This window comes from Ruegeria sp. Ofav3-42, assembly GCF_022347725.1.
GTDB lineage: Bacteria > Pseudomonadota > Alphaproteobacteria > Rhodobacterales > Rhodobacteraceae > Ruegeria.
In genome coordinates, this window is record NZ_JAKRGB010000002.1 from 109,013 (window position 1) to 123,741 (window position 14,729).

At 59.7% G+C, this 14,729-nt stretch carries 17 protein-coding genes; 11 read left to right on the forward strand and 6 right to left on the reverse strand.

Going from position 1 to position 14,729, the window contains the following annotated elements; genetic code table 11:
- Positions 1–134: 134 nt before the first annotated feature.
- Positions 135–491 carry a hydroxyisourate hydrolase gene (gene uraH / locus MHN28_RS03275; protein WP_239335889.1) on the reverse strand — a complete coding sequence of 119 codons (357 nt, stop codon included), beginning with the start codon at positions 489–491 and terminating at the stop codon, positions 135–137.
- Positions 492–652: 161 nt separating this feature from the next.
- Between uraH and puuE the strand changes: the two genes are divergently transcribed.
- Both puuE and MHN28_RS03285 read left to right on the forward strand, forming a co-directional pair.
- On the forward strand, positions 653–2,071 hold the full coding sequence (gene puuE, locus MHN28_RS03280; RefSeq protein WP_239335890.1) for an allantoinase PuuE: 1,419 nt from the start codon (positions 653–655) through the stop codon (positions 2,069–2,071).
- Positions 2,068–2,556, forward strand: a complete 489-nt coding sequence (locus MHN28_RS03285; protein WP_239335891.1) for an ureidoglycolate lyase — start codon at positions 2,068–2,070, stop codon at positions 2,554–2,556. Before puuE ends, MHN28_RS03285 begins: the two co-directional genes overlap by 4 nt.
- Before the next feature lie 94 nt (positions 2,557–2,650).
- On the opposite strand, the gene MHN28_RS03290 is transcribed toward MHN28_RS03285, so the two are convergent.
- From MHN28_RS03290 to MHN28_RS03300, 3 genes are all read right to left on the reverse strand, one after another.
- Positions 2,651–3,637, reverse strand: coding sequence for a type I glyceraldehyde-3-phosphate dehydrogenase (locus tag MHN28_RS03290; RefSeq protein WP_239335892.1), 987 nt, complete (start codon positions 3,635–3,637; stop codon positions 2,651–2,653).
- Positions 3,638–3,691: 54 nt separating this feature from the next.
- Positions 3,692–4,015: a hypothetical protein gene (locus MHN28_RS03295; RefSeq protein ID WP_239335893.1), complete on the reverse strand. Its 324-nt coding sequence runs from the start codon at positions 4,013–4,015 to the stop codon at positions 3,692–3,694.
- An 88-nt stretch (positions 4,016–4,103) separates the two neighbouring features.
- A complete protein-coding gene (locus tag MHN28_RS03300; protein ID WP_239335894.1) occupies positions 4,104–4,937 on the reverse strand; it encodes a bifunctional allantoicase/(S)-ureidoglycine aminohydrolase in 834 nt (277 codons plus the stop codon).
- A 174-nt stretch (positions 4,938–5,111) separates the two neighbouring features.
- On the opposite strand from MHN28_RS03300, the gene MHN28_RS03305 reads away from it, so the two are divergent.
- Positions 5,112–5,468, forward strand: a complete 357-nt coding sequence (locus MHN28_RS03305; RefSeq protein ID WP_239335895.1) for a hypothetical protein — start codon at positions 5,112–5,114, stop codon at positions 5,466–5,468.
- Positions 5,469–5,475: 7 nt separating this feature from the next.
- On the opposite strand, the gene MHN28_RS03310 is transcribed toward MHN28_RS03305, so the two are convergent.
- Positions 5,476–6,411, reverse strand: a complete 936-nt coding sequence (locus MHN28_RS03310; protein ID WP_239335896.1) for a glyoxylate/hydroxypyruvate reductase A — start codon at positions 6,409–6,411, stop codon at positions 5,476–5,478.
- A gap of 127 nt (positions 6,412–6,538) precedes the next feature.
- On the opposite strand from MHN28_RS03310, the gene MHN28_RS03315 reads away from it, so the two are divergent.
- Genes MHN28_RS03315 through MHN28_RS03330 form a run of 4 tightly spaced genes read left to right on the forward strand, consistent with a single transcriptional unit; the run spans position 6,539 to position 10,222 of the window.
- Entirely contained in the window at positions 6,539–7,774 is a 1,236-nt protein-coding gene (locus tag MHN28_RS03315) for an acyl-CoA dehydrogenase family protein (RefSeq protein WP_239335898.1), read from the forward strand.
- Between the two features lie 8 nt (positions 7,775–7,782).
- Entirely contained in the window at positions 7,783–8,589 is an 807-nt protein-coding gene (locus MHN28_RS03320) for a thioesterase family protein (RefSeq protein ID WP_239335900.1), read from the forward strand.
- A gap of 20 nt (positions 8,590–8,609) precedes the next feature.
- Positions 8,610–9,311 (forward strand): DUF1007 family protein, encoded by a 702-nt coding sequence (locus MHN28_RS03325; protein ID WP_370645648.1) that lies wholly within the window; start codon positions 8,610–8,612, stop codon positions 9,309–9,311.
- A complete protein-coding gene (locus tag MHN28_RS03330) occupies positions 9,296–10,222 on the forward strand; it encodes a nickel/cobalt transporter (RefSeq protein WP_239335902.1) in 927 nt (308 codons plus the stop codon). The genes MHN28_RS03325 and MHN28_RS03330 overlap by 16 nt, the downstream gene beginning before the upstream one ends.
- On the opposite strand, the gene truA is transcribed toward MHN28_RS03330, so the two are convergent.
- Complete coding sequence (gene truA, locus MHN28_RS03335) at positions 10,219–10,986, reverse strand: tRNA pseudouridine(38-40) synthase TruA (protein ID WP_239335904.1); 768 nt, start codon at positions 10,984–10,986, stop codon at positions 10,219–10,221. The genes MHN28_RS03330 and truA overlap by 4 nt on opposite strands.
- A gap of 107 nt (positions 10,987–11,093) precedes the next feature.
- Between truA and MHN28_RS03340 the strand changes: the two genes are divergently transcribed.
- Genes MHN28_RS03340 through MHN28_RS03355 form a run of 4 tightly spaced genes read left to right on the forward strand, consistent with a single transcriptional unit; the run spans position 11,094 to position 14,708 of the window.
- Positions 11,094–12,509: a YcjX family protein gene (locus tag MHN28_RS03340; RefSeq protein WP_239335906.1), complete on the forward strand. Its 1,416-nt coding sequence runs from the start codon at positions 11,094–11,096 to the stop codon at positions 12,507–12,509.
- Positions 12,506–12,961, forward strand: coding sequence for a GNAT family N-acetyltransferase (locus MHN28_RS03345; RefSeq protein WP_239335908.1), 456 nt, complete (start codon positions 12,506–12,508; stop codon positions 12,959–12,961). The genes MHN28_RS03340 and MHN28_RS03345 overlap by 4 nt, the downstream gene beginning before the upstream one ends.
- The gene (locus MHN28_RS03350) at positions 12,954–13,943 is read left to right on the forward strand and encodes a YcjF family protein (protein ID WP_239335910.1); all 990 of its coding nucleotides are present in this window, start codon (positions 12,954–12,956) and stop codon (positions 13,941–13,943) included. The genes MHN28_RS03345 and MHN28_RS03350 overlap by 8 nt, the downstream gene beginning before the upstream one ends.
- 54 nt (positions 13,944–13,997) lie before the next feature.
- Positions 13,998–14,708 (forward strand): VIT1/CCC1 transporter family protein, encoded by a 711-nt coding sequence (locus MHN28_RS03355; RefSeq protein WP_239335912.1) that lies wholly within the window; start codon positions 13,998–14,000, stop codon positions 14,706–14,708.
- Positions 14,709–14,729: the final 21 nt, after the last annotated feature.

Genomic DNA, 14,729 nt, shown 5'->3' on the forward strand with positions numbered 1-14,729 from the left:
GGCAAGGCCGCAGCGCGTCAGCGCAGGTTTAGGCGGATGGAAATACGATGTCACACCCACGCCGCGCCTGAAGGGCGCGGCGCTTGGCCCAACGGGAGGTGCCCCGTCAGGGGCAACCGACGGGCGGGAGTGCTTCAGCTTCCCCGGTAGGTCGAATAGCCATAGGGGGACAGCAGCAGTGGGACGTGGTAATGCGCTTGGGCATCAGACATGCCGAACCGAATTGGCACCTGATCCAGAAACAGCGGGTCTTCAGCCGCCTGGCCTGTTGCGCGCAGGTAGTCTCCGGCAAAAAAGATCAACTCGTAGGTCCCGGTTTGGAATGCGCCCTGCGGCAGGATCGGGCTGTCGGTGCGCCCGTCCGAGTTCGTCTCCATCTCGGCGATCTTGCGATGGGAATTCCCCGACACACGGTAGAGCGCAATACTCAACCCGTCGGCCGGGCAGCCGCGCGCAGTGTCCAGAACATGGGTCGTCAGATAGCCAGCCACGGGTCTCTCCTTTGATTTGTCTTTCACCTTGTCGCAGTGTGGCGCAAAGTTCAAAACAGAGGAAATGCCGAAAGAACCCGAAACAGCGTTCGGATTGATTTGATAATCATCAGCGCATTTCTGGGCTAAAGCTGTCCAAAAGATCAAGAATGGAAGATGCCATGCAACCGCCTCGCTACCCCCGTGACATGATCGGATACGGCGCCAATCCGCCAGACGCCAAGTGGCCCGGCGGGGCGAAGCTGGCCTTGCAGATCGTGCTGAATTACGAAGAGGGCGGCGAAAATTGCGTGCTGCATGGCGACGCGGCGTCCGAGGCGTTTCTGTCCGAAATCGTAGGGGCTGCGCAATGGCCCGGCCAACGCCATTGGAATATGGAATCGATCTATGAATACGGCTCGCGTGCGGGGTTCTGGCGTTTGCATCGATTGATGCAGGATCTGCCGATCACCGTCTATGGCGTCGCAACGGCTTTGGCGCGCTCGCCCGACCAGGTGGCTGCGATGAAATCAGCAGGATGGGAGATCGCCAGCCATGGGCTGAAATGGGTCGAGCACAAGGATATGCCCGAGGACGAAGAGCGCGCCCAGATCGCAGAGGCCACTCGCCTGCATACCGAGGTCGTGGGTGAGCGTCCGCAAGGCTGGTACACCGGGCGGTGTTCGGAAAACACCGTGCGACTGGTGGCCGAGGAAGGTGGTTTTGCCTATGTGGCCGACACCTATGCCGACGATTTGCCGTACTGGATGCAAACAAGCGGGCGGGATCAGCTGATCGTGCCTTACACGCTGGACTGCAACGACATGCGATTTGCCACGCCACAGGGCTTCAACGCGGGTGACCAGTTCTATTCCTACCTCAAAGACAGTTTCGACGCGCTTTATGCCGAGGGAGAAACCGGCGCACCCAAGATGCTCTCGATCGGTTTGCACTGCCGTCTGATCGGACGGCCGGGCAGGGTGATGGCACTGAAACGGTTTCTGGACTATGCGCGCGGATTTTCTGACGTGTGGTTCGCAACGCGATTACAAATTGCAGAACATTGGGCGGCGCATCATCCACCTGTGCATCACCCGAAGCCCTCGCAGATGGAGCGCGACGCGTTTGTGGCGGCTTATGGCGGTATCTTCGAGCATTCGGCATGGATCGCCGAACGCGCCTATGAGCTGGAATTGGGTCCTGCCCACGATACGGCGGGCGGGTTGCATAGTGCCCTGACTCGCATATTTCGCTCGGCCTCTGAAGAAGAGCGGCTGGGGGTTCTGACTGCGCACCCTGATCTGGCAGGCAAACTGGCGCAGGCGAAGCGTTTGACGCAGGAAAGCACGTCCGAACAGGCCTCGGCCGGTTTGGATGCCTTGACTGACGAAGAGCGTGCGGCATTCACCAAATTAAACGAGACGTATACCGAGAAGTTCGGCTTTCCGTTCATCATCGCAGTGCGTGATCACGACAAGGCGTCGATCCTGCAGGCGTTCCAACGACGGATCGAACAGGATCGCGACACCGAATTCGTCGAGGCTTGTCGTCAGGTTGAGCGGATCGCCCGGTTCCGTCTGCAGGATATTTTGCCGTTATGAATGGCCGCATCGTAATCTCTCCGCTTACGGCCGAGGCTTTTGCCGCCTTCGGGGATGTGATCGAGGTGGCGGGCGATCCGGACAATATCATCAATCAAGGCCAATGCGGTCGATACCACGATCGTGCGCGGTTGGACTTTTCGGACGGGCAAGCCGGAATCAGCCTGTTCAATGCCAATCCGCGGTCTTTGCCATATCCCTTGGATATGGTCGAGCGGCACCCAGAGGGTAGTCAGGCCTTTGTTCCGATGACCCATCAGCCTTTTTTGGTCGTCGTAGCACCAGACGAAGGCGGGCGACCGGGGCGACCGCAGGCGTTTGTGACCAAGCCTGGACAGGTCGTGAACTATCATCGGGGAACATGGCACGGTGTGCTGACACCGTTGCACGGGCCAGGCTTGTTTGCCGTGATCGACCGGATCGGTCAGGGCGACAATCTGGAGGAGTTCTGGTTCGACACCCCGTACGAGGTTGTCGAAGGGTAGGGCTCTCCCGCCCGGTCCCTGCGCATCAAAGATGCTTGGGACCCGTTGGGCCGGGCAGCGCGCGGGCGAGCCCGCCCGCTGCGTCACCGCAAAGTCAGTGCTGCGTCATAAGGCGGGCGACGTCCAGCATACGTGCTGAAAACCCCCACTCATTGTCATACCAGCCGAAGACACGCACCTGATGTTCGCCGACCATCCGTGTTTCCGGGCCTGCGATTACCAGCGACTCCGGCCTTGAGCGCAGGTCCGCAGAAACCAGCGGATGATCGGTCCAACCCAGAACGGGTGACTGTTCTATGGCGCCGCGAAGTTCAGCTTCAAACGCCTCTGCAGACATCCCGCGTTCCAGCGTCACGACTAAATCTACGGCGGATACGCTGGCTGTGGGAACACGTACAGCGGCGCCTGAGATGCGGCCTGCGAGATGAGGTAAGACTTCGTCAATTAGGTGGGTTGCGCTGGACGTTGTGGGAACCATCGACAAAGCACCTGCCCGAGAACGGGCCAGATCGCCGCGAGGCGCGTCCACCATGGGTTGGCTGTTGGTATAGCAGTGGATCGTGGTCATGTGCGCCGAGGCGATCCCACCGATCCCGTCCAGTACCTTGACCAGAGGCGCAAGCCCGTTGGTTGTGCACGATGCGTTGGAGACGATCCGCGCGTTCCCCAACTGGTCTTCGTTAGCGCCCAGAACGATTGTGATCTCGGTCGCCGGCGATGGACCAGAGATCAGCACCTTGCTGGCCCCGGCAGTCAGGCCCTGGCTGGCAACGTCTGAACTACGGGCGACGCCGGTGCAATCCATCAGAACGTCCACGCCCGAAAGATCGACATGGGTCAGATTAGGGCTGTGCGTCACCGGAAATGTGTGCCCGTCGATGACAAGCGCTGCATCGCCCTGTTCCACGGTGCCGGGGTAGGGGCCAAAGGTACTGTCGTATTTGAACAAGTAAGCGCAGGTCTCAAGCGGGGCGATGTCGTTGATCAGCATCAGCTCAATATCCGTGTCCTGCGGCAAAGCCAGCAGCTGCCGCAGGATCGTGCGGCCAATGCGGCCGAATCCGTTGATTGCAAGTTTCATGCGCAAGCTATGGCAGCGCTCTGCCAATAGCTCAATGCCCGTTCTGACCCTTGGTCAGTTGCAGCTGACCTGCGAAAAGAACTGGCCCGAAATGTTCTGGTACATGCTGCCCACGATCGGGCGGCATCCGGTTGCCTGCTGAATGGCAGCAATGGCCTGAATAGTGCGCAGGCGTGGCGGCGGGCCGAAGGGGTTCAGGTTGTTGTTGTCGCGCGTCGCGCGATACACGACCGGAGCATCCGAGACCTGCGTTACCGCCCAGGTGCGGCTCATGACGAACACCTGCTTGGTTTCTTCTCTCGCGGCGACAGGCGTTGCATCAAATGCTGTCAAACCAATTCCTGCTGCCAGTGCCAGCATTGTTACACGCAGTACCATTGAACAATCTCCAGTGCTAAAAACCGCTGTTATTTCACCAGATTCACGCGCTCCTGTGAACCCCTGACCGAAAAAAGCGTTTAAAAGCCTAGCGTTTGGACAACGTCAGCGGCATGTGCCGGTTCACATCCTTGTACAGCAAATAGCGGAAACGCCCCGGTCCGCCTGCGTAACAGGCCTGCGGGCAGAAGGCGCGCAACCACATGTAGTCGCCAGCCTCTACCTCGACCCAATCCTGATTCAGCCGATAAACCGCTTTGCCTTCCAGCACGTAAAGCCCGTGTTCCATGACGTGAGTTTCGGCGAATGGAATCACGCCTCCGGGTTCGAAATTGACGATGTTGACGTGCATGTCATGTCGCAGATCCTGCGGATCGGCGAAGCGCGTCGTGGACCAGCGCCCTTCGGTTCCCGGCATCTCAACCGGTGGGACGTCACGTTCATTCGTAATGATCGGGTCAGGGGTTGGTAGTCCGGGGACAGCCTCGTAAGCCTTGCGAACCCAATGAAAACGGGCGGTTTCTTGGGCCCGGTTGCGCAGTGTCCAGTCGGAACCGGGCGGGATATAGGCGTAACCGCCAGTGTTCAGCACATGAACGTCGCCATTCAGCGTCAGTGTCACCTCGCCCTCGACCACAAACAGGACGCCCTGAGCCTGAGGATCCGTTTCGGGCCGGTCGCTGCCGCCGCCTGGTTGTACCTCCATAATGTATTGCGAGAACGTCTCGGCAAACCCGCTGAGGGGCCGCGAGAGTACCCAAAGGCGCGTATCTTGCCAGAAGGGCAGATAGCTGGTGACGATGTCGCGCATCGTGCCTTTTGGGATCACCGCATAGGCGTCCGTGAACATGGCGCGGTCGGTCAAAAGCTGGTCTTGTCCGGGGTGTCCGCCGGTGGGCGCATAATATGTGGGCTGTGCCATTTCGTGCCTCTGGTTCGTGTTTGCGGTACTATGCGTGGATTGATCAGGCCGTCCTAGCGTCCTAGTCGCAATAGGTTTGTTCGGTATTATTTGAAGGTCGGTCGGCGGGCTTGGCCCCCGTACGCAGGCGGTATAGTCTTGTGGCCAAACTTATTTCAGCAAGGCGAGAAGATCATGAAAGCCTGGATTTCACCCTTAATTGCAGTAGCGGTTCTTATAGGCGCGGGCTCCATCGCGCAGGCCAAGCCTCTTTCGAGAATCATCGCCGAAATGGGGCTGAGCCCGGCGGACTTTAACGTCGTCAACGCAACAACCAATGCGATGCTGGCGGATGGAATGCCTCAGGTCGGCACCGAGCGGAGCTGGTCGAACGAAGAGACCGGATCCAAAGGTACAATCCGCGTGCGCGACGTTCGGGACAACTGCGTCCACTTTCAATATTTCATCGAACCTGCAGGCGCGGATCAATCGCGCGAGGTCAGAACCCGCAATTGCCGGGATGCCAGCGGGAACTGGGTTCTGACGCCTTGAATCAGGATCAATAACCGCGGGTTCGGTCGACTTCGTGCAGCAATGGATTTCCAGCGGACAACCGTTTGAAGTTCTCGGCCACGTCGGCCAGCGCCTCACCCAGATGCCAGCCCGAAACGTGCGGCGTGATCGTGACACCTGGATGGGACCACAGCGGGCTGTCTGACGGCAGCGGTTCCTTGCTGGTGACGTCCAGAACAGCGTGACCGGGCACGCCGCGGTCCAGCGCTTTGATCAGTGCGTTTTCGTCGATCAGGTCGCCACGTCCGGCATTCAACAACTGACTGCCGGGTTTCATGGCCGCCAGCATTTGTGCGTCGAACAACCCGATGGTTTGCGGTGTGGACGGCAGAATGGCGCATACATGATCACATTGGCCCAAAAGTTCGGGCAGCGCGTCTTCGCCATGCAGGCAGGTCACGCCCTCGATGTCCTTCGGGGATCGGCTCCACCCCATGACCTGAAATCCGATGGCGCGCAGCATCTTGGCGCTGCGGGCGCCGATATGGCCCAGACCTAGCACGCCCACGACTGTTTCCGGAGTGAAAACGGGTTCTTTTGGCGACCATTCCGCCCTGCGCTGGGCAGCTTCGTGAAATGCCATGTTGCGCTGATGGTGAAGGATGTAGGCGACGAACCACTCGGCAATACCTTGTGCGGGTGCATCCGGTTTCAGGCGCGCGATCCGAACGTGATCGGGCAGGTGTGGGTTGCTGACAATCGTTTCGACGCCAGCACCCAGTTTCTGCACCAATTGCAGGTTCGGCAGTCGTTTGGGGTGATCGTTGCTCAACCCGACTACGGCGACCATAGTGATTTCACTTGCATCACCTATCGCATCCGGCGTCCGCACGTCCGCGCCGGGGAGCGTTTTCCGGATTTCATTTGCGATGTCATCATCGCTTATCCAATCGGTCAGCCCGGTTTCGATCAGCAGCGCCATAATTCACCCCCGCAGTTTCATTTTGATTGAGTTGACGTACCGTCACACAGCTAGACATCCTGTCGGCAGCTAAGTCATTCTCTGGTCAAAGGTAAAGCCCGGTATTTGGGTCTGAGGAGGGAATCTCATGAACATGTCATTCGGTCTGCGCGAAGAAAACCGCGCGTTGCTGCAGCGTGTGGCAGATATGATCCGGGACGAGATCATGCCGCTGGAAGAAGAATATCAGGCCGAAATCGACAAGGGCGATCGCTGGCAATACACCGAGCGGCAGGCGGAAATCCTGGAAGGGCTGAAGGCTAAGGCAAAGGCAGCCGGTCTTTGGAACTTTTGGCTGACTGACAGCGACAAAGGTTTTGGCCTGACCACGGTCGAATACGCTTATTTTGCCGAAGAGATGGGCAAGACGCCGCTTGGAGCTGAAGTGTTCAACTGCTCCGCCCCTGATACCGGCAACATGGAGGTGTTCGAACGTTATGGTTCGAACGAGATGAAAGAGCGGTGGCTAAAACCTCTGCTCAACGGCGAAATCCGGTCGGCGTACCTGATGACGGAACCGGATGTGGCCTCATCAGATGCCACGAATGTATCGATGTCCTGTGTGCGGGACGGGAATGACTATGTTCTGAACGGTGAAAAATGGTGGTCATCGGGGGCGGGTGACCCCCGTTGCCAAGTCTATATCGTCATGGTCAAAACGGCAGGTGACGAGCAGCCTAAACACAAACGGCAATCGATGATCGTTGTGCCTGCGGATGCGCCAGGGATCGAGATTCTGCGCCCGATGCATGTTTATGGCCATGATGACGCGCCGCACGGCCACATGCATATCCGCTTTAGCAACGTGCGGATTCCGGCCGAGAATATCCTGCTCGGCGAAGGGCGTGGGTTCGAAATTGCTCAGGGTCGTCTCGGGCCGGGTCGAATTCATCACTGCATGCGCGCGATCGGTCAGGCCGAGTCGGCGCTGGAACAGATGTGCAAACGGTCGCTACAGCGCGAGGCGTTTGGAAAGAAACTGGCGCAGCTGGGCGCCAATTACGATATCATTGCCGAGTGTCGGATGGAGATCGAAATGGCGCGCCTGCTGTGCCTGAAGGCGGCCTGGTACATGGATCAGGGCGATGCACGTGCGGCGGCCCCGTGGATCAGCCAGATCAAGGTTGTTGCGCCGCGCGTCGCATTGAAAGTCATTGACGAGGCCGTGCAGATGTTTGGCGGGCAGGGGGTCAGTCAGGACACGCCATTGGCCACGGCATGGACCCATGTGCGGACTCTGCGCCTGGCTGACGGACCGGATGCTGTTCACCGTCGCCAGGTGGCGCGGGCCGAGTTAAAGAAGCATACACAGGAAAAAGTCTGAGGTGTGAGATGGTCCTGAAACCCGACCTGAATGAACAGGCTTACTTTCGCCTCAGCCCGGACGGGGCCTTTGTTGGCAACGATCCGGCCCGTGGGCCGTGGTCCCCGGATCACTGCCACGCCGGTCCGATCGCAGGTTTAATCGTTCGCGCCGCAGAGACAGAGGTCGGGCCGGAAAAGATGCTGACCCGGCTGACAGTGGATCTGTTACGGCCTCTTCCGTTGACAGGATTGCGCGTTGCCGCAGAAACCACGCGCCACACTAAAACCTTGGCGACCACGCGGGTCACTGTGCACGATTTGGACGACACGCTCTGTGCAACGGCCACGACAATGCACTTGGTGCTGCGTGAACTGGGACCAGTTCCAAATGTCACAATGTCTGCGCCCAATCTTGAAGGGGCCGTAACCGGCCCATTCCCGATTGGCGAAACGCGGCACGATCTACCGGGGTTCGCAAATCATTCGGACATTCTTTACCCCAAAGGCGGCAATCAGAGTGCAGGCCCAAAGACGATTTGGATGCGCACGCCTTCGCTGTTGGAAGGAGAAACGCAGTCGCCCATTCAGGCGTTATGTCCGTTGGCCGATTGCGGAAATGGCATTTCCTGGAACGCGCCGACCACTGAAATGGGGTTCATGAACACGGACCTGACCGTTCAAATTCACCGCGAGCCCGTCTCGGAATGGCTTGCCTCGCAATCGGTATCCCACTGGCAACCATCGGGAATAGGAATGTCGCAGTCGGTTCTGTTCGATACCGAAGGGCCGGTTGGAACCGCCTTGCAGACCTTGGTTTTGTTCCCGCCCAGTTAGGCAGTTTGGCCGCTTTTCGCATGGCTGCTGTGAAACACATTGCCGGGCGCCGGTCAAAACCCTATCTTTCGTCCATGCGCTGGCTTGTGTTCCTATTGACCTGCTGTCTGCCGATACCGGCACTGGCTCATCCTCATGTCTTTATCGACACGGGGCTTGAATTCATCGTGGATGATGCGGGTAATCTGACCCATGTCCGCGTAACCTGGGCCTATGACGAGTTCTATTCACTGCTTGTCCTTGAGGACATGAACCTGGACCAGGATGCCGACGGTGTTCTGACTGAAGCAGAACAGCAGTTTCTGTCAGGCTTCGATGCGGAGTGGGTCGAGGGATACAATGGCGATCTGGTCGTGCTTTCCAACGGCGAGCCGGTGTCGCTGTCAGGTCCGCTGGAACCGCATGCGACGACCGAGGATGGGCGCATCGTGACCACGCATTTGCGCGAGGTTGAAGGCGGTTCCGTTCCAACGGCGGCACTTTCCGCCAAAGCCTTCGACGAAACTTACTATACGGCTTATGAAGTGACACGCCCGGTCACCGTCTCGGGACCGCTTTCATGCCAGATCGACCGGTTTGAACCTGATATTGACGGCCAACTGGCTCAGATGCAGGCCTTCCTGAAAACGCTGGACGCCGACTACGACCTTGAAGAAAACGATATTCCGCTTGTTGGCGAAAACTTTGCGACCGAGATCCGCGTTTCATGTCCAAATACCTGATCGTACCTGTCGCAATCGCCATCGGTTTGTTGCTGTGGTTTTGGGGCAGCGGCGGCTTTGACCATCTGGCCGCCTGGGCTGCCGGTGAGCAGCGGGAGTTTCAGAACCAGATTGCCCGTTCGCTGCGCGCTGCGCGCGCCGAGCAACCCGAAGCCGTAGCAACTCTGCTGACGGTCTGTTTTGCCTACGGGTTCTTTCACGCCATCGGGCCCGGCCATGGCAAGGTGTTGATTGGCGGCTATGGCTTGGGCCGAAATGTGGCGTTTCTGCGCCTGTCGGCCATTAGCCTCTTGTCCAGTCTGGGGCAGGCAGTAACCGCGGTTGTACTGGTCTATGCCGGGGTGCTGGTGTTCCAGATGTCTCGCCAAAGTCTAGTGGGGACTACCGAACAAATCATGGCGCCGATCAGCTATGGCGCAATTGTGGCGATTGGGTTGTGGCTGATTTTCCGGTCCGTTCGTAGTTTTGTGCGACGCCATCGAAATGAAACCGCGCACCATCGCCACGACCACGGCTATGATCATCATCACCATGACCATGAAGTCTGCGTTGATTGTGGCCATCGCCACGGTCCCTCTGCCGAAGAGGTGGCAAATGTCAGCAGCCTGCGAGAAGCCGCGCTGCTGATTGCGGGCATCGCAGCGCGCCCCTGCACCGGAGCTCTGTTCGTGCTGATACTGACCTGGCAGATGGGCATCGCTATGGTCGGTATCGCCGGTGCCTTTGCCATGGCGCTGGGCACGGCGACGGTTACGACTCTGGTCGGATGGACGTCGTTCGGTTTGCGCGGCGGTCTATTGGCCTCAGCGTCAGCAACGCGGTTTGCATCGGTGCTTGCGCCTACGATTGAGCTGGTTGCAGGGCTGCTGATCGCAGTAATCGCAGGTGGATTGCTGTTGCGCGCGATCTAGTCAAAAACCGGCTCTGGGTACCCGACCCGCGCCAGATACAGCCCCTGCGGCGGACAAACCGGCCCACAGGCCGAACGGTCGGCCGCTTCCAGCGCGTCCCGCACATCTTCCGGCGTCCAGGCCCCAGCTCCGACGCGTTCCAGTGTCCCTACAAAGCTGCGTACCTGATTGTGCAAGAAGGATCGGGCGCGGACATGGAAATGAACCTCGGGACCGGAAAACCCCTGAACCTGTTCAACGCGCAGTTCATCCAGCGTTTTGAGCGGGCTTGCTGCCTGACAGATCGAGGATCGGAACGTGGTAAAGTCATGCCGCCCGATCAGCATGTCGGCCCCGGCCTGCATCGCGTCGACGTCCAGTTGGTGATTGATCCGCCAAACCTGCCCGGCGTCATGAGTTGCGGGTGCACGACGCATCAGAATTCGGAACAGGTATTGCCGTTCCAGCGCTGAAAACCGGGCATGCCAGTCATCGTCGACCCGCGCGGCCTTTACGATGGCCACAGGCTGCGGTTTCAAATGATAGTTCAGTGCCTCAGACAGGCGGAATGGGTCCCATTCCTTGACCAGATCGCAATGGGCAACCTGACCCAGCGCATGCACGCCAGCATCGGTACGTCCGGCTGCGGCAATGGTGTGATCACCGGGTTGAATACGTGACAAGGCTTGTTCGATTGCGCCTTGAACAGACGGCAATTCCTTTTGCCGCTGCCACCCGGCAAACGGTTCCCCTTGGTATTCTACTTTCAACGCGTATCTGGGCATGGGCTGCTGGTAACGCGCCGCGTCAATGTGGGCAAGAGTGGGAAAGCGCTGGTATGTGCACTGACCTCTACCTATCTTGAGCGAAACGAAAAAAGCGGGGCGACGGATTGGTCATCTCATCTTTGGCAGACAGTCTGGTGCGCGGTGTCGAATCTGTGGGCGACCGCGTGTCCGAGACACTGTTCGAACCGGTGATCCGACTGGGCGTCACCGGGTTGGCGCGGTCGGGAAAAACGGTGTTCATCACCTCGCTGGTCGCGAACCTGCTGGACCGTGGGCGGATGCCGGGCCTTGCGGCGCAGCAAGAGGGGCGGATCAATGCCGCCTATCTTCAGCCGCAGCCGGACGACACGGTGCCCCGGTTCGATTACGAAAACCATCTGGCGGCGCTGACGGGGCCGCAACCGCACTGGCCGGACAGCACGCGCGCCGTGTCGGAACTACGCCTGTCCTTCAAGGCCCGGCCTGCTGGCTTGTTGTCCGGTCTTCAGGGGCCACGGACCATCCATCTCGATATCGTCGATTACCCCGGTGAATGGCTGCTGGATCTGGCTCTGCTGGATAAATCTTACGAAACTTGGTCGCACGAAACGCTGGGCCGTATCGCCAACCGCGCCGAGGCAAAAGCGTTTCTTACTCAGGCCAGGGCGGTTGACCCTGCCGAGGGCCATGACGAGCCCACAGCGCTGGCGCTGGCCAAAGAATTTGCGTCATACCTGAACGCCGCCCGCGATGCGGGGTTCTATGACTGCACTCCGGGGCGGTTTTTGCTGCCGGGCGATCTGGCCGGGTCGCCGGTGCTGACCTTTGCGCCTTTGCCGGTCGACGGCCACGGCCCGCGGCGCAGTCTGCATCGCGAGATGGCGCGGCGGTACGAGGCCTATAAATCTCAGGTCGTGAAACCGTTTTTTCGTGATCATTTTGCTCGCATCGACCGGCAGGTGGTTCTGGTCGACGCGCTGGGCGCGATCCACAACGGTCCGCAGGCGGTCGAGGATATGCGCCGCGCGATGGCCGATATCCTGTCGGCGTTCAGGCCGGGGCGCAACGCGTGGCTCAGCCAGTTGCTGCTGGGAAAGCGGGTCGAACGTATCCTGTTCGCCGCCACCAAGGCCGATCATTTGCACCACCTGCAACATCACCGCCTGACCAACATCATGGAGGCTCTGACCCGCGAGGCCCGCGACCGTGCCAGCTTTGCCGGGGCGGAAACAGCGGCATTGTCTCTGGCATCGCTGCGGGCCACGACCGAGGAAATTCGCAACCATAACGGGGTCGAATTGCCCTGCGTGCGGGGCACTTTGCTGGACAGCGGCAAACAGGCGGCGTTCTACCCCGGCGATCTGCCCGAGGCCCCGTCGCACCTGCTTGGCCCGGCGCGAAACGGTGCGGACAACTGGCTGGGCGAGGATTATGGGTTCATGGCGTTCGCGCCGGCCCACCTGACCTTACGTCCCGGCGACGGCCCCCCTCACATCCGTTTGGATCGCGCCGCGCAGTTCCTGATCGGTGACCGGCTGTGACCATCATTCTCCGCCCCGCCCGCAGCACGGATGCCGGTGCTACCGGAGAGATTTTGCACGGCTTTGCTCTTGAAAACGAGTGGATGCCGGAACTGCATACGCAGGCGGAAACCATCGCGTTTTGCGGCCGGATGATTGACTTGAATTGGGTGACCGTTGCGGAAACGGATCAAGGCGTCGTCGGCTTTCTTGCGCTCAACGGTGCGGAAATCCATTCGCTGTATCTGAGTCCCAACGCGCGAGGGCAGGGGATCGGGCAAAAACTGTTGGAGCACGCCAAGTCGTGCCGATCACACCTGTCGCTGTTTGCCTTTCAAGCCAACCTTCCAGCGCGGCGGTTTTATGAGCGCAACGGCTTTGCCGAAGTTGCGCGCAGCGACGGCGCTGGAAACGACGAGAACCTGCCGGACATCAAGTATGTCTGGACCAGTAAAGGAGCAGCAGATGGCTAAGGGCCCGATTCTGATTGATCTCGACTCGGATGAACCCGCTGCCGACGTGTCGCAAGCGCCTCCGGTGCCGGACGTTGCACAGCCACAGGGGCAGGCGATGCAGAGTGCGGCGCGTTTGGCGGCCCACAAGCCCTCGGCTTTGTCGCGTTGGTTCTGGGGGCTGGCCTTGGCGGTAATCGGCACAGTGGTATCGGTTGCTGCGTGGGACTTCGTCAACTCACTGCTGCTGCGGGCACCGATTCTGGGGTGGGTCGTAACCGGACTGTTCGCCGCATTGGTGCTCGTCGCCTTGATTATTGCGGTTCGGGAGTTGGCGGCAATCGGGCGGTTGTCCCGCGTGGACGGTATGCGTCAGGCAGCGGATAACGCATTGGCTGAAGACGATCTGACGCAGGCTCGTGCGGTGACGAACCGGTTGATAACGTTCTACAGAGGGCGTGATGAGACCCGCTGGGGCCGCGACCGGCTGTCCGAGCGGATAGATGAACAATTCGACGCCTCTGGACTGCTGACCCTGGCCGAGGACGAACTTTTGGCCCCTCTGGACGCCGCTGCCAGTCGAGAGGTCGAGGCCGCCGCACGGCAGGTCGCCACTGTGACCGCGCTGGTGCCTTTGGCGCTTGCGGATGTGGCAACGGCGCTTGCGGCCTCATTGCGGATGATCCGGCGCATCGCCGAGATCTATGGCGGTCGCGCAGGATTTCTGGGCAGCTGGCGCCTGACGCGTGCGGTGTTCGTGCATCTTGTGGCGACAGGGGCCGTGGCGGTTGGTGACGATCTGCTTGAGCCGGTTCTGGGCGGATCCGTTCTCAGCAAGCTGTCGCGCCGGTTCGGCGAAGGACTTGTAAACGGTGCGCTCAGCGCACGGGTCGGAGTCGCCGCGATGGAGGTCTGCCGGCCGCTGCCCTTTTCTGACCGGCACGAACCTTCCACCCGAAGCATTATCAAGCGCGCTTTGGCCGGGTTGTTTTCCAAAACTTGACCTGACGCAAGGTCCTGCAGTCTGCTGGCGAGTATAACACCGCCAGAGCCAGCCATGACCGACCACGGACACAGCCAGCAGGAGATCGCCGCGCGGATCAACGCCCCTCCGGGCCGGGGTGTGCTGCGGGATGTGGTCTACGGCGCCATCGACGGCTCGGTGACCACTTTTGCCATCGTTTGCGGAGTGGCGGGTGCGGGCTTGTCTCCGTTCATCATCGTGGCGCTGGGGCTGGCCAATGTGTTGGCCGACGGATTTTCCATGGCTGCAGGCAATTACTCGGGCACCAAGGCCGAACTGGACAATATCCGACGCATTCGGGCCATCGAGGAACGACACATCAAGCTTTACCCCAAAGGAGAATGGGCTGAGGTCCGCGAAATCCTTGCGCAGAAGGGACTGTCAGGCAAGGTTCTGGATGAGGCGACGGACGCGATCACCGCAGATCGTGAAAACTGGATCAACCTGATGATCGAAGGCGAATACGGTCTGGGCAGCGTCGATCCAAACCCGTTCAAGGCTGCGATGGCGACGTTTCTGGCGTTTCTTATCGCCGGAATGATCCCGCTGTTGCCGTTTCTTCTGTCTGCGGAACAGGCGTTCCGAATCTCTGCCTTTATAACCTTGGCCGTGTTCTTTGCGATCGGGGCGCTGAAAAGCCGTTGGTCACTGGCACCATGGTGGCGATCCGGTCTTGAAACCCTTCTGATCGGCGGTGCGGCTGCGCTGATCGCTTACCTCGTGGGGTCGCTGTTTCACCCATAGTGGCCAGAAGTGTCGCAGGAG